At 40.0% G+C, this 20,720-nt stretch carries 16 protein-coding genes and 1 riboswitch; of the genes, 9 read left to right on the top strand and 7 right to left on the bottom strand.

What is annotated here, in order from left to right; translation table 11 throughout:
* Window positions 1-50 precede the first annotated feature (50 nt).
* Entirely contained in the window at window positions 51-719 is a 669-nt protein-coding gene (locus tag Q1A31_RS15790) for a hypothetical protein (RefSeq protein ID WP_299878877.1), read from the top strand.
* 133 nt (window positions 720-852) lie between these two features.
* Here the strand turns inward: Q1A31_RS15790 and Q1A31_RS15785 are convergent, their stop codons facing one another.
* Window positions 853-2,130, bottom strand: a complete 1,278-nt coding sequence (locus Q1A31_RS15785) for a ChaN family lipoprotein (protein ID WP_299878874.1) — start codon at window positions 2,128-2,130, stop codon at window positions 853-855.
* Between the two features lie 146 nt (window positions 2,131-2,276).
* On the opposite strand from Q1A31_RS15785, the gene Q1A31_RS15780 reads away from it, so the two are divergent.
* The 3 genes from Q1A31_RS15780 to Q1A31_RS15770 all read left to right on the top strand — a co-directional run bounded on the left by Q1A31_RS15780 (window position 2,277) and on the right by Q1A31_RS15770 (window position 6,305).
* A complete protein-coding gene (locus Q1A31_RS15780; RefSeq protein WP_299878871.1) occupies window positions 2,277-3,632 on the top strand; it encodes a VWA domain-containing protein in 1,356 nt (451 codons plus the stop codon).
* A gap of 125 nt (window positions 3,633-3,757) precedes the next feature.
* Window positions 3,758-5,572: a cell wall metabolism sensor histidine kinase WalK gene (locus Q1A31_RS15775; protein WP_299878868.1), complete on the top strand. Its 1,815-nt coding sequence runs from the start codon at window positions 3,758-3,760 to the stop codon at window positions 5,570-5,572.
* Between the two features lie 49 nt (window positions 5,573-5,621).
* Window positions 5,622-6,305, top strand: coding sequence for a response regulator transcription factor (locus Q1A31_RS15770; RefSeq protein WP_299878865.1), 684 nt, complete (start codon window positions 5,622-5,624; stop codon window positions 6,303-6,305).
* A 42-nt stretch (window positions 6,306-6,347) separates the two neighbouring features.
* On the opposite strand, the gene Q1A31_RS15765 is transcribed toward Q1A31_RS15770, so the two are convergent.
* Both Q1A31_RS15765 and typA read right to left on the bottom strand, forming a co-directional pair.
* Complete coding sequence (locus Q1A31_RS15765) at window positions 6,348-6,932, bottom strand: DUF1007 family protein (protein WP_299878862.1); 585 nt, start codon at window positions 6,930-6,932, stop codon at window positions 6,348-6,350.
* A gap of 194 nt (window positions 6,933-7,126) precedes the next feature.
* Window positions 7,127-8,944: a translational GTPase TypA gene (gene typA / locus Q1A31_RS15760; RefSeq protein ID WP_299878859.1), complete on the bottom strand. Its 1,818-nt coding sequence runs from the start codon at window positions 8,942-8,944 to the stop codon at window positions 7,127-7,129.
* 320 nt (window positions 8,945-9,264) lie between these two features.
* Here typA and Q1A31_RS15755 point away from each other — a divergent pair, with 320 nt between their 5' ends.
* Window positions 9,265-9,864 (top strand): response regulator, encoded by a 600-nt coding sequence (locus Q1A31_RS15755; protein WP_299878856.1) that lies wholly within the window; start codon window positions 9,265-9,267, stop codon window positions 9,862-9,864.
* Between the two features lie 14 nt (window positions 9,865-9,878).
* On the opposite strand, the gene Q1A31_RS15750 is transcribed toward Q1A31_RS15755, so the two are convergent.
* The gene (locus Q1A31_RS15750; protein WP_299878853.1) at window positions 9,879-10,208 is read right to left on the bottom strand and encodes a hypothetical protein; all 330 of its coding nucleotides are present in this window, start codon (window positions 10,206-10,208) and stop codon (window positions 9,879-9,881) included.
* Window positions 10,209-10,399: 191 nt separating this feature from the next.
* Between Q1A31_RS15750 and Q1A31_RS15745 the strand changes: the two genes are divergently transcribed.
* Both Q1A31_RS15745 and Q1A31_RS15740 read left to right on the top strand, forming a co-directional pair.
* Window positions 10,400-11,689, top strand: a complete 1,290-nt coding sequence (locus Q1A31_RS15745) for a DUF1800 family protein (protein ID WP_299878851.1) — start codon at window positions 10,400-10,402, stop codon at window positions 11,687-11,689.
* Window positions 11,690-11,732: 43 nt separating this feature from the next.
* A complete protein-coding gene (locus Q1A31_RS15740) occupies window positions 11,733-12,872 on the top strand; it encodes a DUF1501 domain-containing protein (protein WP_299878848.1) in 1,140 nt (379 codons plus the stop codon).
* A gap of 141 nt (window positions 12,873-13,013) precedes the next feature.
* Here Q1A31_RS15740 and metF read toward each other — a convergent pair whose 3' ends face one another.
* The 3 genes from metF to metK all read right to left on the bottom strand — a co-directional run bounded on the left by metF (window position 13,014) and on the right by metK (window position 16,820).
* Window positions 13,014-13,856: a methylenetetrahydrofolate reductase [NAD(P)H] gene (metF, locus tag Q1A31_RS15735; protein WP_299878845.1), complete on the bottom strand. Its 843-nt coding sequence runs from the start codon at window positions 13,854-13,856 to the stop codon at window positions 13,014-13,016.
* A gap of 276 nt (window positions 13,857-14,132) precedes the next feature.
* The gene (gene ahcY, locus Q1A31_RS15730) at window positions 14,133-15,533 is read right to left on the bottom strand and encodes an adenosylhomocysteinase (RefSeq protein ID WP_299878842.1); all 1,401 of its coding nucleotides are present in this window, start codon (window positions 15,531-15,533) and stop codon (window positions 14,133-14,135) included.
* A 132-nt stretch (window positions 15,534-15,665) separates the two neighbouring features.
* Complete coding sequence (metK, locus tag Q1A31_RS15725; protein WP_299878839.1) at window positions 15,666-16,820, bottom strand: methionine adenosyltransferase; 1,155 nt, start codon at window positions 16,818-16,820, stop codon at window positions 15,666-15,668.
* A gap of 18 nt (window positions 16,821-16,838) precedes the next feature.
* Window positions 16,839-16,952: riboswitch (S-adenosyl-L-homocysteine riboswitch) on the bottom strand.
* A gap of 600 nt (window positions 16,953-17,552) precedes the next feature.
* Here metK and tkt point away from each other — a divergent pair.
* Together tkt and gap are read left to right on the top strand one after the other, a co-directional pair.
* Entirely contained in the window at window positions 17,553-19,553 is a 2,001-nt protein-coding gene (gene tkt, locus Q1A31_RS15720) for a transketolase (protein WP_299878836.1), read from the top strand.
* A gap of 86 nt (window positions 19,554-19,639) precedes the next feature.
* Entirely contained in the window at window positions 19,640-20,638 is a 999-nt protein-coding gene (gap, locus tag Q1A31_RS15715) for a type I glyceraldehyde-3-phosphate dehydrogenase (RefSeq protein ID WP_299878833.1), read from the top strand.
* The last annotated feature ends 82 nt before the right edge of the window (window positions 20,639-20,720 follow it).

Below are 20,720 nucleotides of genomic sequence, written 5' to 3'. Positions count from 1 at the left end.
CGGGCGGAGGTATACTCTCTTCCCGGTTTTTTTCTAGACACGAGAATCATATGAACACACAATTGACTAGTACGATAATTTCGCTGCTTATTTTACAATCCACAGTCGTGTTGGCAAAGACCAGCGACAGTGAAGTGACCCAGGCTATCCCAGAGCCAGTATCAGTGACAACTACTGAGATTAAAAAAACCATAACCCCCGAAAAGACATTCGAAACTATTCAGGGTGCATTTGGAATTCCTCTCGGTAAAAAATTCGAACACTCCATGGTTACTAAAGTACTCAGTGAAGAACCGCAGTTATACAAAGGAGCAGAAAGCACCAAGCTAAAAGGAAAGATATATCAGGTTGAACCCAACAAACCAGATCAGCGTTTTCAAAAATATACAGTTAAAACTACGGTTGATGGCAGTATTTACGCTATCCAGGGTGAGTACCAATATCAGACCGAGATTGCCAAAGGTAAACAGGCTGGTAAAGTGAAGCAGCAGAAAATCCTTCGGAAAACATGCAAAAATAAGGTAAAAGAGCTGGCAAAAGAGCTGGAAGCTCGCTTTGGAAAAGCACATGGCCAAGGCTATGACGGAGAATGGTTTAGTTTCCGCCAAAGCAGCGAAACATCAGATAAAAGACTGAGGCTATATGCCAATCGTTGCCGCACAGGTCTATACACTATTAACTATAACGATAACAAAGCTCAAAAGAATCCTCAGCCTTAATCGTAACTGCTATTGCATGATATAAGCTTTAGATTACTGAAGCATGCCGGAAATACTGAGTACTTTAAGAAACACGAATTTTTTTAAAAAATGCCCCAAAAGATGGGGGGTGACTTATTTGTTATTAGTTAATCTACTTTTTATGAATCCTGCTGAAATCAAACATGCTTTGTTGCATCGGCTTACCAAGCACTAACGTTTTTAAAAGCACCTTATTATTCCTTAGTAATTTCACTGTCGCTTTATCGCCTGGTTTTTTATCTAAACGCCACAAACTGACATCGCTTGTTTCTTTAATCGTTTGATTATTAATAGCGACAATCACATCATTCGCTTTGATACCTGCTTTTTCTGCGGCACCTTTTTTTATCACTGAACCTACTTTCACACCTTTCTTACTATCATCCATACTAATGCCGATGAGTCCTGCTGGTGGTAATTTAACGTCTGGTGAATACAGTAAATAATCTGCGTTTTTAGAGGACGGCTGCTCTCCCTTGTCACTCATGTTATCAATACTACTTTTACTTAAAATTACTGCTGAGTGTTTTCCCATCTGTTGACCTAGCAATCGATCTAATCTGGCGGGAATTCCTTCTCGGTTGATTACATGACCGCTTCCTGCAATCACTATCATTTTTCGTTTTGAGTCTTTTTTTAGATATTTAGAAGCTGCAAAGGCCATTCCTTCATCCCAGGCTAACTGTGCATCGTAGAAGTTCTCAAAAGCTTTGCTGTTATTGTTTACTCCATGAGAATGCATTGAATAAACTGACTTTAAACGCGCTTCATAATCCTTATTGGATCTATCAAGTGTTTTTGGTAAAAGAGCACGATCTTTGTTAGAAAGTCCCTTAATGCCATCTTTTGATACCCGTTTAGTAACTTCATAGGGAATATTTAAAGCAATCAATGGGATTTTATTGGCTTTTGCGTAATCAAAGATCGGTCGATATAAACGGAAATCGTATTTCCAGCGTTTATACCATTCTACTTTTCTTAGCATCTGAAGTTCATTAATTCGACCTGCGATATAATCATCCAGCGCTGCTTGAAAAGGTCGTTGAACCATCTCTAATCCAATGCTTAAGTCACCCCACTTTTGATGGGTTTTTTTGATGATAGCCAGTTGGTTGAGATGATGCCCGTAATCAGTATGTGATTCGCCGACAAAAATAACGCGATATTGCCCGAGCTTGTTTGAAAATGAATCTAAAGGCTGAATAGCTTTCAAATCTAAAATACGAATCTGCTTGTCATGCTCAGACTGCGACAAAGTCTTTTGTGTTGAATGTTTACTGGTCTTATTGGTTGCAGCATTATGGGAACAAGCTGTAAAACCAAACATCACAAGAAGTAGTAAAGAGACATTTCGAAATAATAGGTTTTGTATTGATGTAGTATATTTCATGCTTTCATTGTACAAGCTACAAGAGACCTTTTTACAATATTTTTACAAAGTGTATACACCGTTTTCACTTATGATTGTTCTGTCTCCATTAAAGTCACTTTTCCACAAACAAGAAATAAAGGTAGGACAAGATGACAGGGAATAATATGAAACCATATTGGAAAAAACTATTGAGTGCTGTTGGTATGGCATCGTGCACCCTACTGGGAAGTGCTCTGGCAATGACATCTGCACACGCAAAACAGGTTGAGTTACGAGCAGAGCTAGGAAGCCCAGTAATTGAAGCCGGTCGAAAACAAACCACTTTCCTGAAGATTGCGCTCACAGGTTTTAAATTAGACAACGAATCTGATCGTACACCTGCAAATATCGCCATCGTATTAGATAAATCTGGTTCGATGAGCGGTGAGAAGTTACAAAGCGCTAAACAAGCGGCACGTATGGCAGTCAACCTGTTAAATGAAAACGATATTATTTCAATTATAAGTTATGACTCAACCGTAAACGTACTGGTACCAGCAACCAAAGTAAGCGATAAAAGAGCAATTAATAAAGCGATCGACAGAATGCGCTCTAACGGGAAAACCGCATTGTTTGCAGGTGTTAGTAAAGGTGCAGCAGAAATTCGCAAGTTTTTAGATAAGGATCGTGTTAATCGCGTTATTTTATTATCAGATGGTCAGGCTAATGTTGGCCCAAGTTCACCAAGCCAATTAGGTGATTTAGGCGCATCGTTAAGTAAAGATGGTATTACTGTAACAACGATTGGCTTAGGCACTGGATATAACGAAGACTTAATGGCAAACCTTGCCGGTTTTAGCGATGGAAATCATGCTTTCGTTAAAGACGCAGAAGATCTGGAAAAGATATTCAAATACGAATTTGGTGATGTGTTATCAGTCGTTGCCCAAGATGTAGAAATAATAATTCAGTGTAAAAATGGTATCAGACCGATTCGAATTCTAGGTCGCGACGGAACCATTTTAGGTCAAACCGTAAAAACTAATATGAGCCAGCTTTATAGTGAACAGGAAAAGTTCGTCTTAATAGAAGTTGAAGTACCTGCAGGTAAAGCAAAACAGCAAGTATCGTTAGCCGATGTGAGTGTGGCTTATCAGAATATGCAGAGTAAAAAGCAAGACAGACTCGCGGATAATATGCAGATCGCTTATAGCGCGTCTCAAGATGATGTGAAGCGTGCTTTAAACCGAAGTGTTGAAGTGACAGCGACTAAACAAGTAGCAAACGAAGCGAGCAAGAAGGCATTACGTTTACGCGATCAAGGTCAGTTAAAAGAAGCGCAGGAAGTATTGAAAGGAAGTGCGCGTGTAATAAAGCGTAAAGCAGAAATGCTGGGTGGATCTGAGGCTGGCATATTAAATTCTTTTAGTTCATCAATCAGCCAGGATGCAGAAGTGATTGTGGAAGAGAAAGAATGGAATAAGAATCGTAAGTCATTCAAAGCAAAACAGTACAAGTTAGATAAGCAGCAATCTTATTAATAGATATTAAAGTGAACGGGGTCCATAAAGTATGGATCTCGTTTTTTCTAACTTCTTTTCTATATAATAATGAATCTACTGTTAATTTTGACTGTTACATTAATGAAAGGGAAAAAATCTTTTTAATGCCTCAAAGCACGAAACATAAAAAGTTAATGATCATCTTGGTATTGATAGTAGTGCTTCCATTACTAATGCTTGGATGGCAGGGCTGGAAAATTGACCAAGATAATAAACAACTAAATAGTGCACGGTTTAATAGTTTGGTAAGCGCCAGATTGAATCAGGTAGATACCGTTATTCAAAGCTATTTTGAAGAGATGCAAATTAAGTGGGGACTGCAAATCCAGCAATGGAACTTGGGCAATGATCAGATTAGAAAGCGCATTGATGATAATGGGAATATCCGCCAAATATTTGTTATCGATGCTCAAAACAAACGCCAATTCCCTCCTAGAAATGCTGCAGTAACGCAATCAGAGCAAACCTTTGTAGATAGGTTGGAATTGATTTGGCGTGATCCTCAAATGTTGATAACAAACCGAAGTAATCAAATAGAACTTGGTGATTCAACATCACCGCAAATAGCGGCACTTACAAAAAAGAATTCTCGTACTATCTCTCCATCAGCTTCTTCCTATAACACTTCTTCTCTCCCTTCTTTATCACCTTCTTTATCGTCATCTTCAAATGTGAGTAGTGATGCGATTGCGCAAGCAGAAAATGAAGCGGGTGTTCAAATGAATGAGCAAGCAGAAATGGCACCATTAGCAAAATCTGCGCCTAGCAAGATTGTTGAAAGGTCTAAGAGTAGAACAGCTGCCCTCAAAAATAGTAACAAGGCTAATCGGCAAGGTTGGTATATGTGGCACTGGGGAAGCGATTCTAATTTGATCTTTTGGCAGCAGAAAGACAACGGCATAATTGTCGGTGTAGAGATGGAACCGGTGCGTGTAAAGGCTGATTTGATTAGCCGCCTGCCAGATACCGTTCCGGGTGATGAAAGCAGTGATTTTCGTTTACGTTTATTGGATACCGCTGGGCAAGTGGTTTATCAATGGGGCAATTATGAATTAAGTACTTCTAAAGATGTTCCTCAACAAAGGCGTCCTTTGAGTTACCCACTTTCTAGCTGGGCTCTTGAATATCATGGAGAGCCGTTTAATCAGTCTTCTTTATCTCGATATACCTTGTTACTTACCTTTCTAGGTTTTGCTTTTTTGATATCTGCTTTGGCGTGGTTTTTATATCGGGAACAAACGCGCGAGATGCGTTTGGCTGAGCAACGTGTGCAGTTTGTCAGTCAGGTATCTCACGAGCTTAAAACACCGCTGACTAATATCAGAATGTATGCAGAGCTTTTAGAAGAACAGATCGAAGATGAAGAGCAACCTAAACGCTATGTCCAAGTCATTACCGATGAGAGTAAACGATTATCTCGTCTCATCTCAAATGTTCTGAATTTCTCAAGAGCACCGAGAATTCATAAGCGTGAAATTTACCCAGATGATGTTATACAACAATCTATTGAGCATTTTGCACCTAGTTTAGAAGCGAAGCAGATTAGTTTAGAGTTAGCTTTGAAGGCCGATCAAGAAATAACAAGCGATCCAGATATCTTAGAACAAATCTTGAATAATCTATTAAGCAATGTTGAAAAGTATGCTGCTTCAGGCAAACGTTTAACTATAAAAAGTGAAATAAAGAATGGCCAGTATCACTTATCAGTTAGAGATTACGGTGACGGGATTTCAAAGAGCGAGCGTAAACATATCTTCAAACCATTCTATCGCATCAATGACAAGATAACAGAGGGTGTTAGCGGTACTGGTATTGGTCTGACGATCGCCCGACAACAAGCTCAACATTTGGGTGGTTCTTTAGAATATATTGAAGTGAGTCAAGGCGCTTGCTTTGAATTACGTATACCTACTAAGTAAATAACAAGACAAAATAAAACTGGGTAAAACAGGCAGGGTAGAAATAATCATGAAAATACTAATCGCAGAAGATGATCATAATATTCGACAAGGCTTAAATGACTTACTCTCGCAAGAAGGCTATGAGATTGATGCGGCAGAAAATGGCAAAATTGCACTCGAACGTTTTAAGCAACATAAACCGCAATTCGTGATTCTGGATATCATGATGCCGGAGATGGATGGCTATGCAGTTTGTCGAGAAATTAGAAGTATGGATGCTGATGTTCCAATCATATTCTTGAGCGCTAAATCAGAAGAAATAGATCGAGTGATTGGTCTGGAGTTAGGTGCCGATGATTATATTAGTAAGCCTTTCGGTACTCGTGAAGTCGTAGCAAGAATTCGGGCAATCACTCGTCGCTATCTAAAAACAAATAACACCCCAACTGAGCAAAACAGTTTCCTTTTTGGTGAGTTAGAAATCTACCCAAATGAATTAAGAGCAAAAAAGGAAGATGGTTTTATCGATTTGAGTTTGCGTGAGATAAAAGTATTACAGACCCTTTCAAATCATCAGGGTGTAGTGGTTACACGTGATCAATTGTTTAATGAATGCTGGGGGTATGATCATATGCCGAATAGCAGAACGCTTGATCAACATATTTCTAAATTACGTAAGCTCATTGAAGACAACCCCACAGAACCCGTCTTAATTAAAACGGTACATGGGGTCGGTTATCGTTATGAGTAGCTGAAAATTTGCTTAACTGAATTAAAATGTAATGAGATTAAATCAATTACAGGATATGGTAACGATCTGAGGAAACTCACCTTCTTTAAAACTTGGCTTCTCTGTAAGGTTAGTTTTACATTTATCTTTAAGTCCAAAACCAAGACTTAGATCTTGAGGGTTTTCATAATATAAAATGGCCGTTGCGGTAGGGTCAGCATAATCAAAATCGATTTTTTTAACGCTGTTTAGTTTAGGTGGTGTTGCAAATGGCAAAGTAAAACTAATTTGTAAATTAATTACATCTCCATCTTTTGTCTCTTCTAGTTTGAAATTTTGTGCTTTGCCTATCGCAAGCGCTTTATCATCTGCAGTAATCTTAGTGAAAAATTTGAAACGCTCAAGATTACTATGTATAGACTCCTCTAGCTTCTTTAAATCAGAATCGTCTTTTAACATATTTGCACTGACTATTGGATCATAAACCCAAATCATGCCTACACTACTGATAAGGTCATCTGTATTAACTTGAAGCTCACTCTTTAATTGAACCTCATAATGAGCCCCATGTGAAAAGGCGGGTTGAGAAAATAGTGTTGAGAGAAAAACAATAGGAGTTAAAAGTGAAGGGAGTAGGATCTTAAACATAGACGGAAGCCCAAAAGATCAGATCATAGTACGAATACAAATTTACATAAATAGTATTTTTATAAATAGGTATTGTTAATACGAAAACCCCACTTAAAGGCAATAAAAAAGGCCTGTAAGTGGGGAGGTGTATATCCTTTAAAACTTAATTTCCATATTCTATTTAGTAGAGTATGAAATTTTTAATGAATCACTTACTTTGAAGAACGAGTCGCCGCTTTGCGTAAGCTTTCATTAAGTACTTTCTTACGAATACGAATGCTCTCTGGTGTGATTTCTACAAGCTCATCATCATCAACAAACTCTAATGCTTGCTCAAGTGTAAATTTGATAGGCTTAACTAGAATCAAGTTTTCATCAGTACCCGCAGCACGGATATTATTTAATTGTTTTGCCTTAAGAGGGTTAACAACTAAGTCATTATCACGACTGTGAATTCCAACTACCTGACCTTCGTAAACTTCTTGTGCGTGGTCGATAAACATCTTACCGCGCTCTTGAAGGTTGAAGATTGCAAATGCTAATGCTTTACCGGTTGCGTTAGAAACCAATACACCACTACTTCGTTGACCAATCTCTTCTTTAATGAAAGGACCATAGTGATCAAAAGAGTGATACATCAAGCCAGTACCAGATGTTAATGTCATGAATTCTGTTTGGAAGCCAATCAAGCCACGTGATGGAATAACATACTCAAGACGAATACGTCCTTTGCCATCAGTTTCCATGTTCTGAAGAGCGCCTTTACGTTCGCCCATCTTTTCCATGATGCTACCTTGATGAGTCTCTTCGATATCTATCGTCAAGTTCTCATAAGGCTCTTCACGGCTATCGCCTTCGCCACGTACAACAACTTCAGGACGAGAAACAGCTACTTCGAAACCTTCACGACGCATGTTCTCAATCAAGATACCTAAATGTAATTCACCACGACCCGATACTCTGAATTTATCAATATCGTCACCTGGCTCAACACGTAAAGCAACGTTGTGTAAAAGCTCTTCATCAAGACGTTCCTGGATATTACGAGAAGTAACGTATTTACCCTCTTTACCAGCAAACGGTGAGTTATTTACCTGAAAAGTCATGCTTACTGTTGGCTCATCTACAGTCATTGCAGGAAGCGCTACAACGTTATCAGGGTCACATAAAGTGTCTGAAATATGTAGTTTGTCCATTCCAGTGAAGGCTATGATGTCTCCAGCTTGTGCTGTGTCTACATCAACGCGATCAAGACCATTGAAGCCCATTGGCTGAAGAATACGACCGCTACGAATCTTACCTTCAGCATCGATAACTTTAACCGCTGAATTCTTTTTGATTTTACCTTGTTTGATTCGACCAATACCGATCAATCCAGTGTATGAGTTGTAGTCCAGCTGAGAAACCTGCATTTGGAAAGGAGCGTCTGGATCAACATCTGGATGACTTACACTATCAACAATAGTCTGGAATAGAGGTGTCATATCGCCACTATCAACTGTGTCTTCCATACCAGCATAGCCATTAATCGCTGATGCATAGACTACTGGGAAGTCGAGTTGCTCATCTGTCGCGCCCAATTTATCGAATAAATCGAAAGTTTGGTCAAGTGCCCAATCAGGACGTGCGCCAGGACGGTCAATTTTATTGATAACAACAATCGGCTTAAAGCCCATTGCGAATGCTTTAGATGTTACAAAGCGAGTCTGAGGCATTGGGCCATCAACTGCGTCAACAAGAAGCAATACAGAATCAACCATCGATAAAACACGTTCAACTTCACCACCAAAATCGGCATGGCCGGGTGTGTCTACAATGTTAATTCGGTAATCTTTCCATTTAAGGGCAGTGTTTTTTGCAAGGATGGTAATACCGCGTTCTTGCTCGATGGCATTCGAGTCCATCATTCGCTCAGAGACATTAGCGCGATCACCAAGAGTGCCAGATTGCTCTAGCAATTTATCAACCAACGTTGTTTTACCATGATCAACATGGGCGATAATGGCAATATTTCTTAAATTTTCTATCACGACAAAAGTCTCTGTTTTATATAAGGAGGGTTATTTATTCACAATTAACCGAGGCGCGCGATTATACAAGGTGTTGTGCATTAATAATACCCCTTATTCGTTACTATATTTGGAATTGCTAATATGTAGTATAACAATTAATTAAAGATTGATTTTTTTTGTGACTTTTGTCACAAAATTTTGAAAAGGCTTATGTATATTGTATTCAAGACAGTTTAGTAAATTAAAAAAAGGGCCAAAAACTGCAAAAGAAGAGTTATGGAGATTAATCGATCAAAAATGAGCATAGGGGGTGCTTAAGGAAGATCTAGGGAGCGCAGATGAAAATATTAATTATAGATGATCAGATTCTATTTGCTGAAGGAGTGAAGAATCTTATAGAGAATTATGATGAATCGAATCAGGTAGCATGTGTAGACAATGTAGATAACGGTTATGCTTTTATTCGAGATAATGGTAAACCCGATTTAATTTTGCTAGATATAAATATAGATGGAGTCAGAGGTTTTCGACTATTTGAGTATTTAAATACAATGGATAGTAAAATACCTGTTTTGATTGTCTCAGCCAATGATTCTCCAACCATTGCAACGATGGCTATGGAAAAAGGTGCATTAGGTTTCATTTCTAAATGCAGTCGAATTGAAGTCATGTTGGAAGCAGTCCAGAAATTGTTATGTGGTCAATCTTACTTATCTAAACCTTTGCCTGAAAATACAGAGATTCATGGCCATGTAACCACAAGACAACAAGAGGTTCTCTATTTATTGTCTCAAGGATTACTCAATAAACAGATTGCCAGTGAGTTAAATATCTCAGCCAATACCGTAAAGGCTCACGTGCATGATTTGTTCAAACACTTAAAAGTATCTAATCGAACAGCGGCTGTAAAAAGCGCGAAACGATATGGCCTCATTTAAATTGAGGTTTTAATTCACCTTTCAGAAAAAGGTGAAGTCTCGAAATTGCGCAACAGCTTAACCAGTTTAAGCTGTTGCTGGTGTTCTGTTATTTGCGAACTTGTTTTGGCATTTTGCCTTAACATGGCAAATAGTGACCCCGCAAAATAACCAATGACAAAGATCCCGCACCACCATAGTGATGGGATTAATAAAGAGACTAGTAGAGCAGCTATAAAACAAATAACAAAGTATTTGCGCCATGTGTGTGAGCGTTTGTTTTGTATATCTTCCCACTCCTGTTTGAAATCATTGAGTGTTTCCTCCAGCTTTGCAACTTCCTTGTGATCTACATCAATGTTCATACCTTGATTCCAAAATAAGTGTAGGTATACTGTCGGCCCTATAGTACCGCTTGTCGGGGAGATTTATGATTCAAAAAATCGTTCATAATCTCTTCATAAAGCAGAGTGTATATTGGGCTCAAGACTCAAATAATAATAAAAACTTAGTGGTACTTATAGGCACTGCGGGGTAGTTTAGGTAGGGTAATGGAATGGGAAGGCTGAGTTTCTCAGACACACGGCATCTAGTGACACGGACTGCTTTAGGGCAAGAGTGGGGTGACGTAAAAGCGTTAGAAGGTAAAACCCGAGCGGAAGCCATTAGCATTCTGCTGTCTCCGTCTGCCACAAAAACACCCCCATCACCAAGATTAACACCGTGGGCTAATGTCAATCGCATGCGTATGCGCAATGGCGCAGGGAAAAAACAAGCCCGAAAAATGATGATGCGAGAAGGTGAAACGCTGAAACGCTGGTGGATGCTGCATCTCTTGAAAACAGATACACCTGTTAACGAACACATGACATTGTTCTGGCATAACCACTTCACCTCTTCACTAGAAAAAGTTGAACAGCCTAATCTGATGTTAAATCAGAACAAATTACTGCGTGACAACGCAATGGGTAACTTCCGAACATTGTTACATAAAGTTGCCCGTGATCCTGCCATGCTTATCTATCTGGATGGCTCTGAGAATGTCAAAGGCAGTCCAAATGAAAACTTTGCCAGAGAATTGCTCGAATTATTTACGCTAGGCAGAGGGCATTACAACGAAAATGACATCAAGGCTGCAGCCATCGCTTTTACCGGCTGGGGTGTAAATCGTAATAACGGCACCTATGTTTATGATGCCAGACAGCATGATGCTCGACCTGTGACTTTTATGGGACGACGAGGCTCTTTCTCTGGTGATCAAATCATCGATATTATTTTAGAAAAACCAAGAACTGCCGAATACATTGCAGAAAAATTCTGGAAAGAGTTTGTCAGCGATACAGCTCCAGATTACCGATATATCCGAAACTGGGGAGCTGCGTTTAGAAAATCAAATTACAATATCAGAACGCTATATTCTGAAGTGCTTAATAGTGAAGCCTTCTGGTCTCCTCGTTATAAAGGGACTTTAACCAAGTCACCTATTGATCTGCTGGTAGGCACATTACGCGCGTTACCTTTCCCAAAATTACCCGATACGGAACTTGTGCACATTTCACAACTCTTAGGACAGGACTTATTTGATCCGCCAACAGTAAAGGGTTGGTCAGGCGGTAATGACTGGATTGATACGCAAACATTATTAGTGCGTACCTCATTACTCAATAAACTAACGCGACATAGTCGTGAATCGGCAAAGGTACAGTCATATTTACCAAAAACAACAGGATCAGAAGTTGTTCAATGGTTATTACCATTAGCACCTGTTTTACCTTTGCCCACTACCCCGGGAAAACGACGCATGGTGCGTGCGTTAATTTTAGATCCGGTGTTTCAGCTTAAATAGGGCTGCTTAACTTAGATAAGATAAAAGAAAAGATAATAAATTAATGAATAGACGTGATTTTTTACAATACGCCAGCTTAGTTCCGCTTGCTGGTATGGCTCCCGGTGCATTTGCGGCCGGACAAGGCAATCGACCCGATCAGATTCTTTTGATGGTTGAATTAAAAGGCGGCAATGATGGTTTAAACACACTGATCCCTTTTAGAGATGCTGATTATCATCGTGCAAGACCTACGCTACGCGTAAAAAATGGCATTCCATTAAAAGATAATATGGCAATGAACCCCTACTTGAAAAAGCTATTACCACTCTGGAAAGAAGGTAATATGGCCTGGATTCAAGGTGTGGGTTATACCAATCCGAGTCGTTCTCATTTTCATTCAATAGATATTTGGGAAACGGCATCTATTAAACATGATGAGACGCGTGGTTGGTTGTCTCGTGTTTTACCAGTTCGCCAGAACTCAGTGAATGGCATAGTGTTAGGCGATAATAATCTTGGCCCAATGGCTGGTGCAAATAGCTCTGCCGTCGCAATGGAAGACCCAAAGACCTTCTTACGCCAGACAAAATATTTAAATAAAAAAGGTTTCCGCCCAGCTAACTCATCCTTAGCGCATATGCTTAATGTACAAAATCAAATCAATACAGCAGCAAAAGAGCTTGGTCGAATTCATAACGGCAAACGCTCACCTGTACGTTTTCCGCCTAGTCATTTTGGTCGAAAACTAGAACAGGTCACTCAGATGATTATAAACGGCATGGATACACCTGTTTATAAAGTATCACTTGAAGGTTTTGATACCCACGCTTCACAAGTAGACCAGCACAATAACCTGATGAATCACTTAGGTGGTGGATTACAGGCTTTCTCAGAGGCAATGAAACGAGCAGGTCTTTGGAATAACGTCATGGTTATCACCTACTCTGAATTTGGACGTCGAGTTGCTGAAAATAACAGCGGCGGAACAGATCATGGATCAGCAGCGCCACACTTTGCCATTGGTGGTCGTGTTCGAGGTGGACTGTATGGAAAACAACCTAGTTTAAACCCAGATAAATTACACGATGGCGATTTGATTCACACGGTAGATTTCCGTGAAGTATATGCGACGCTAGCACAACGTTGGTGGAGAAGGCCGAATCCCTGGGAAAAACAATTCAGACCGATTCCGTTTGTTTAACACTTAAATCGTTAGAAAAAAAACACCTAAAAGTAGGGGGGTGACCTTTATAAGTCACCCCCCTACTTTTAGGCATATTTTACTTATCTACTTATCTACTTATCTACTTATCTACTTATCTACTTATTCAGTAAATTCGTATTAAGCCTCTGAAAGCCCTAGGTTATTCCAGATAGCTAAACTCGGTTCAACTCTATTCATTGAATAGAAATGTAAGCCTGGTACACCTTGTTCTAATAAGCGCTCACACATTCCAGTGACAAACTCATTACCTAGTTTCTGAATCGAATCTATATCTTCGCCGTATGACTCAAAACGCATGCGTAACCAGCGTGGGATTTCTGCGCCGATAGCATCAGAAAAACGCGCCATTTGTGAAAAGTTAGTAATAGGCATAATTCCCGGCATTACGGGAATATCAATCTGTGCCTTTTCCAGACTATCGATAAAGTTGAAATAAGCATCTGCATTGAAAAAATACTGAGTGATAGCGCGATCTGCACCTGCTTTTGCTTTTCGTCCAAAGTTTTCGATATCAATATCAAAGGTTTTAGATTGAGGATGCTTTTCAGGATAGGCAGCTATTTCAATTTGAAAATGATCGCCAGTCTCAGCACGAATGAATTCAACCAATTCATTGGCGTAATGAAAATCACCAATTTCACGCATACCTGAAGGCAAATCACCGCGTAGCGCAACGATTCGATTAATACCGTTGTCTTTGTATTCGTTCAGCATCTGACGAACTTGTTTTTTATCAGATCCAATACACGAAAGGTGAGGCGCTGTTGGAATACCTGTTTCTTTTTGAATACTTAAAACTGTCCCCTTTGTCGCTTCCTGTGTAGTTCCACCAGCACCGTAGGTGACAGAATAAAACGCTGGATTCAATTGGGATAATTCTTTGCTAACTTGTGAGAGTTTTTCTATACCAACTTCCGTTTTAGGAGGGAAGAACTCAAAGCTATATGAATGATCTTTCATGGTCGTTACTCCTGGTTAAGAAGAGATCTTATGACCAATATAGTGGCTGAATAGTCAGATAGAATAATTTATTCCCACCATCAAAATTCAGACGACAGTAAATCTATTGTTCTCATTTCTATGAAAAAAATATCAAATTATTCGTATTTAACTCGCCAGATAATGGCGAAAAGACCTCAGAAATATAAAGTACTATTAATGACACCCCCCTACTTTAAGCACATTTTTTAGAAAAACTGCCGTAAAGTGGGGGGGTGTACTTTATAAAACTAACTATTAGTAACGGTAATGTTCTACTTTGTAAGGACCGTTCTTATCAACATTTAGATATTCAGCTTGTACTGAAGTTAATTCAGTTAGGTTAGCGCCGATCTTATCAAGGTGTAAACGAGCAACCTCTTCATCTAATGCTTTAGGTAGCATGTAAACATCGTTTTCGTACTTTTCGCCATGACAGAATAATTCGATCTGAGCTAACACCTGGTTAGTGAAAGAAGCTGACATTACGAAGCTTGGGTGACCTGTTGCACAACCCAGGTTTACCAAACGACCTTGAGCAAGAAGGATGATACGGTTACCGCTAGGTAAGATAATGTGATCAACTTGTGGTTTGATGTTTTCCCACTCGTATTTTTCCATATCTGCTACAGCGATTTCGTTATCGAAGTGACCGATATTACAAACGATAGACTCATGCTTCATCTGTAGCATTTGCTCTTCATTGATTACGTGGAAGTTACCGGTAGCTGTTACAAAGATATCGCCTTGTGAAGCAGCATCATCCATGTTTACTACGCGGTAGCCTTCCATTGCAGCTTGCAGTGCACAAATCGGATCGATTTCAGTAACCCATACAGTCGCGCCTAAACCACGTAGTGATTGTGCACAACCTTTACCAACGTCACCGTAACCTAATACAACAGCGATTTTACCCGCGATCATTACGTCAGTAGCACGCTTGATACCGTCAACTAAAGACTCACGACAACCGTATAAGTTATCGAACTTTGATTTAGTTACAGAATCGTTTACGTTGATTGCTGGGTAAGCTAGCTCGCCCTTTTTAACCATTTCGTATAAACGATGTACACCAGTAGTCGTTTCTTCCGTAACACCTTGAAGGTTTGGACGAATGTTTGAGTACCATGTTGGATCTGTCTTCAATTTCTCTTTGATAGAGTTGAACATGCAGATTTCTTCTTCACTGCCTGGGTTATCCAGTACAGATATATCTTTTTCAGCTTTAACACCTAACTCGATCAAGCCAGTCGCGTCGCCGCCATCGTCAAGAATCATGTTTGGAGTGCCACCGTCATGCCATTCAAAAATTCTGTGGCAGTAATCCCAGTACTCATCTAAAGACTCGCCTTTAACCGCGAATACAGGAACACCAGATGCAGCGATTGCAGCAGCAGCGTGGTCTTGAGTAGAGAAAATGTTACACGTTGCCCAACGAACTTCTGCACCTAATGCAGTTAACGTTTCGATAAGCACAGCTGTCTGAATAGTCATGTGTAAAGAGCCAGCAATACGAGCGCCAGTAAGTGGCTTATCTGTACCGTGCTTTTCACGTAACGCCATTAAACCAGGCATTTCATTTTCCGCGATATTGAGTTCTTTACGACCCCAATCAGCAAGTGTTATATCAGCAATAATATAGTCTTGAGCTTTAGTCATGATATTTTTCCTATTAAATTTAAAGTAAAAATTTAGGAACGCAGTTTAAAGTTTTAGCTACTTTTCTGAGCCTCCCATAATCACTCAATAAGTGATCTGGTGCAGCGTTCCTCAGAAAAGTAGCAAATTTATTTAAACGCTAGCTTTAAGTGCTTCAGCCCGGTCAGTCTTTTCCCAAGGCAAACCAATGTCCTCACGACCGAAGTGACCGTAAGCAGCAGTTTGTTTGTAGATTGGCTTAAGTAAATCTAGCATTGTCATAATGCCGAAAGGACGTAGGTCGAAGTTTTCACGCACTAGCGCTTCGATTTTTTCATCAGAGATTGTGCCAGTGCCAAACGTTTCGATTGATATTGAAGTAGGCTCAGCAACACCGATTGCGTATGAAACCTGAATTTCACAACGCTCAGCAAGACCAGCAGCAACAATATTCTTAGCAACATAACGACCAGCGTATGCAGCAGAACGGTCAACTTTTGATGGGTCTTTACCAGAGAATGCACCGCCACCGTGACGCGCCATTCCACCGTAAGTATCAACGATGATTTTACGACCTGTAAGACCACAATCACCTACTGGACCACCAATAATAAATTGGCCTGTTGGGTTGATGTGGTAAAGCGTGTCTGAATTTAACCATTCAGCAGGAAGAACTGGTTTGATGATTTCTTCCATAACTGCTTCTTGAAGATCAGCTTGGCTAACATCAGGGCTATGTTGAGTAGATAAAACGACTGCATCAATTGATACTGGCTTGTCGCCTTCGTAACGGAAAGTTACCTGGCTCTTAGCGTCTGGACGCAAGAAAGGTAGTTTGCCGTTTTTCATTAGCTCAGCTTGTTTCGCAACCAAAAGGTGTGAGTAGGTGATTGGAGCAGGCATCAAAACATCAGTTTCGTTACTTGCGTAACCAAACATTAAGCCTTGGTCTCCAGCGCCTTGTGATTCTTTGTCTTCGCGATCTACACCCATTGCGATATCAGGTGATTGTTGACCTAGTGCGTTAATAACGGCACATGAGTCGCCGTCAAAACCAATTTCTGAACTGGTGTAACCTATTTCTTTTACTGTATCACGTACGATTTTTTCATAATCGACAACAGCGCTAGTAGTTACTTCACCAGCAAGAATGATCATGCCCGTCTTAGCCATAGTCTCGCAGGCTACACGTGCATCTGTATCTTGTTCTAGAATTGCATCAAGGACAGCATCAGAAATTTGATCTGCCAACTTGTCGGGGTGACCCCCAGAAACCGACTCGGATGTGAATAAATGATTCCCAGCCATATTAAGTTCTCCTTAAATATTAGCTGAGCGTCGTTGCATATTCATCAAACAACCATTACGGACTGTTTAATTAGCTTGAGCCTAGTCTAATATTTTAGAAAAAAATATCGGATCGCAACGCTCCTCAAGCAAGGGGGCAGTATTCTATCGTAAAAATAAAACTATTTCTAGTACCCTTTATGATTAAGCAAGTACCGCTTAAAGAACCTAATAATACCTCTGATTAGAGGTTGCTCAGTTAGTCTAAGTCGATCACAATATGTGCCACTTATAATCCGTCCCCCTACTTTGCTGAGTATAGTAAATGCTTTAATAATAAGGATTATTTAGTTTCTAATACAAAACCATAGCGATCCTTTTTTAATAAATGTGGATCCAAAAGTTTGAGTATTGACTAAGAAAAGGAGTCTAAATTTAATTTTAGTAAGCCCCAAATATATAAGTAATGCTTATATAAGAAGTAGGTAATATTTAGTTTAGTTTATAAATGAATTGCAACAGAATGTGTTATCTGTCTTTTCAATAAATTTACAACTCAGGATTTTTGTCTCTTTTTATATGGCTTAATTCTCAATAACAGGCTAGTTAAAACCGAGACGCAGTTAAATAATACATTTCTATATAGCTTAAGCATTCAATGTAACTCGAGGCTATACAGAAATATATTATCGACACTATTTTGTTAATCTGATTAATATTGATTTAAAGCTAAAACAATCTAAGGAGAGCTTAATGTCTAATCGCGCAACTCTGGCTAACGCCATCCGTGCCCTTACCATGGACGCCATTCAAATTCCTAATTCTGGTCACCCTGGTGCACCTATGGGAATGGCAGATATCGCCGAGGTACTTTATAACGACTTTATGAAGCACAACCCAACAAATCCAAAATGGGCAGACCGCGACCGTTTTGTGATGTCAAATGGACATGGCTCAATGTTGCCTTATTCGGTATTACACTTAACTGGCTATGATTTGTCGATTGATGACTTAAAAGGTTTCCGTAAATTGCATTCCAAGACTCCGGGACATCCGGAATATGGATACACTCCAGGTATTGAAACTACAACTGGCCCACTAGGTCAGGGCATTACTAATGCTGTTGGTCTGGCTCTTGCAGAAAAAGTGCTTGCTGCGCAATTCAACAAAGAAGGGCACGAAATTGTTGATCACAATACCTATGTATTTTTAGGTGATGGTTGTTTGATGGAAGGTATTTCGCATGAGGCATGTTCTCTGGCTGGTTCATTCGGCCTGGGCAAGCTGATTTGTTTTTATGATGACAACGACATTTCCATTGATGGTAACGTTGATGGCTGGTTTGTTGATGATACACCGAAGCGTTTTGAAGCCTACGACTGGCATGTTCAATCAGTTGATGGTCATGATCCTGATGCAATCAAGAAAGCTACTGAGATTGCCATAGCAGAAACTGAAAGACCTTCATTGATCTGTTGTAAGACAGTTATCGGTAAAGGCGCACCAAACAAAGAAGGTGGACATCACGTTCATGGTGAGGCTCTAGGGAACGAAGAAATCGTAGCCGCTCGTGAGCATTTGCAGTGGAGCCATGTTCCATTTGATATTCCAGATGAAGTTTATGCGGGCTGGGATGCTAAAGAAGCAGGACAAGCTGCAGAAAATGCATGGAATAAGAAATTCTCAGCATATTCAGAAGCCTATCCAGAAGAAGCAGCTGAATTTGAGCGCCGTATGGCGGGTGAATTGCCAGTTGACTGGGATGATCACGCAGCAAAATTCATTGCACATGTTAATGAAAAAGCCCCTACGCAGGCAACGCGTATATCTTCAAAAATGGCGCTTAATGGGTTTGCTCCTAAACTACCTGAGTTCCTTGGTGGCTCTGCAGACTTAACGCCTTCAAATAATACCTTCAACGAATGCAGTGTAAATATCAATGATAACCACGGCTCTACAGAAATGAATTTCGCCGGAAATTATATTTCATATGGTGTTCGTGAGTTTGGTATGTCAGCAATCATGAATGGCATAACATTACATGGCGGTTTATTACCTTACGGCGCAACTTTCCTGATGTTCTCAGAATATGCACGTAATGCTTTACGCATGGCTGCATTAATGAAGATTCAAAGCATCTTTGTGTATACCCATGATTCAATTGGTCTAGGTGAAGATGGCCCGACTCATCAGGCTGTTGAGCAAATTCCAACGTTACGCATGATTCCTAATATGTCGGTTTGGCGTACTTGTGATGCAGTTGAAACGGCTGTTTCATGGAAACATGCTATCGAAAGAAAAGATGGTCCAACCACTTTAATTTACTCTCGTCAGAACCTTGCGCATCAACCACGTACAGCAGAACAAATTGCTAATATCGAAAAAGGTGGCTATATTCTGGTGGATACTGATGGTACGCCTGATGCAATTGTCATCGCAACGGGTTCTGAAGTTGATCTTGCTGTTAAAGCCGCTGAAGCATCTGACAAAAAAGTACGTGTTGTATCAATGCCTTCGGTTGATGTTTACGAAGCGCAAGATGATGCTTATAAAGAATCAGTTCTGCCTGCAGCAGTTACTGCCCGTGTTGCAGTTGAAGCAGCAATTATGGACGGATGGTGGAAGTACGTTGGTATGAACGGTAAAGTGATAGGTATGACTACTTTTGGTGAGTCAGCACCAGCACCTGAGTTATTTGAATACTTTGGCTTTACAGTAGACAATGTAGTTAACGCTATTAACGAAGTAGCCTAAATTAATTAGCCAATACGCCTCGATCAAATCGGGGCGCTATTGTCTTTATCTTTTATCAATTTTTATATTTTTCTAAGGAGAAACCCATGACAACAAAAATCGGCATTAATGGTTTTGGACGTATCGGACGTATGGTATTTCGTGCAATCAAAAAAGACTTTCCTAGCCTTGAAGTAGTTGGAATCAACGACTTACTCGATAACGATTACCTTGCATACATGCTTAAGTACGATACTGCTCATGGTCGTTTTGATGGTGAAGTAACTGCAGTCGATGAGACGTCTTTCACTGTTGATGGCAACAAAATCCGTCTGACAGCTGAGCGTAATCCTGCTGATCTTAAGTGGGGCGATATTGATGTTGATGTGGTTCTTGATTGTACTGGTTTCTTCCTTACTGAAGAAAGCTGTCAGGCACACATTGATGCAGGTGCTAAAAAAGTTGTTCAGTCTGCACCTTCTAAAGATGCTACTCCGATGTTCGTATACGGTGTTAACCATGAAGATTATGCGGGTCAGGCAATTGTTTCAGCAGCTTCATGTACTACAAACTGTTTAGCGCCAGTTGCTAAAATCCTTAATGATAACTGGGGTCTTAAGCGTGGTCTTATGACAACTGTTCACGCAGCAACAGCTTCTCAAAAGACTGTAGATGGCCCATCTATGAAAGATTGGCGTGGTGGACGTTCTGTATTTGAGAACATCATCCCATCTTCAACAGGTGCTGCTAAAGCGGTAGGTGTTGTACTTCCTGAGCTTAACGGCAAATTAACTGGTATGGCTTTCCGTATCCCTTCTGTTGATGTTTCTGTTGTTGATCTAACGGTTGAGCTAGATAAACCAGCTACCTACGAAGAAATTTGTGCGAAAGTGAAAGAAGCTTCTGAAGGTTCTATGAAAGGCACACTTCAGTACACTGATGAGATGGTTGTATCTTCTGACTTCCGTGGTATTAGTGCTTCTTCAATCTTTGATGCAGGTGCTGGTATCGCACTTGACGACACATTCGTTAAAGTCGTTTCATGGTACGACAACGAGTACGGTTACACTTGTAACATGCTGCGTTTGGTTGACCATATTTCATAATGATTTGGTTATTGTTTAGTCTCTAAACTAAACAGCTATCAAAAAAGAAATACTTTTGTGGGTATGTTACATACCCACAGAT

The organism is uncultured Cocleimonas sp. (genome assembly GCF_947495625.1).
Taxonomy (GTDB): Bacteria; Pseudomonadota; Gammaproteobacteria; order Thiotrichales; family Thiotrichaceae; genus Cocleimonas.
This window is presented reverse-complemented; position numbering and strand designations above follow the sequence as displayed.

Coding starts and splice junctions, on each gene's coding strand:
- metK (WP_299878839.1), bottom strand. CDS start 16,820: ATGGCTGGGAATCATTTATTCACATCCGAGTCGGTTTCTGGGGGTCAC.
- Q1A31_RS15775 (WP_299878868.1), top strand. CDS start 3,758: ATGCCTCAAAGCACGAAACATAAAAAGTTAATGATCATCTTGGTATTG.
- tkt (WP_299878836.1), top strand. CDS start 17,553: ATGTCTAATCGCGCAACTCTGGCTAACGCCATCCGTGCCCTTACCATG.
- Q1A31_RS15770 (WP_299878865.1), top strand. CDS start 5,622: ATGAAAATACTAATCGCAGAAGATGATCATAATATTCGACAAGGCTTA.
- Q1A31_RS15745 (WP_299878851.1), top strand. CDS start 10,400: ATGGGAAGGCTGAGTTTCTCAGACACACGGCATCTAGTGACACGGACT.
- Q1A31_RS15785 (WP_299878874.1), bottom strand. CDS start 2,130: ATGAAATATACTACATCAATACAAAACCTATTATTTCGAAATGTCTCT.
- metF (WP_299878845.1), bottom strand. CDS start 13,856: ATGAAAGATCATTCATATAGCTTTGAGTTCTTCCCTCCTAAAACGGAA.
- ahcY (WP_299878842.1), bottom strand. CDS start 15,533: ATGACTAAAGCTCAAGACTATATTATTGCTGATATAACACTTGCTGAT.
- Q1A31_RS15780 (WP_299878871.1), top strand. CDS start 2,277: ATGAAACCATATTGGAAAAAACTATTGAGTGCTGTTGGTATGGCATCG.
- Q1A31_RS15750 (WP_299878853.1), bottom strand. CDS start 10,208: ATGAACATTGATGTAGATCACAAGGAAGTTGCAAAGCTGGAGGAAACA.
- Q1A31_RS15765 (WP_299878862.1), bottom strand. CDS start 6,932: ATGTTTAAGATCCTACTCCCTTCACTTTTAACTCCTATTGTTTTTCTC.
- gap (WP_299878833.1), top strand. CDS start 19,640: ATGACAACAAAAATCGGCATTAATGGTTTTGGACGTATCGGACGTATG.
- Q1A31_RS15755 (WP_299878856.1), top strand. CDS start 9,265: ATGAAAATATTAATTATAGATGATCAGATTCTATTTGCTGAAGGAGTG.
- Q1A31_RS15740 (WP_299878848.1), top strand. CDS start 11,733: ATGAATAGACGTGATTTTTTACAATACGCCAGCTTAGTTCCGCTTGCT.
- Q1A31_RS15790 (WP_299878877.1), top strand. CDS start 51: ATGAACACACAATTGACTAGTACGATAATTTCGCTGCTTATTTTACAA.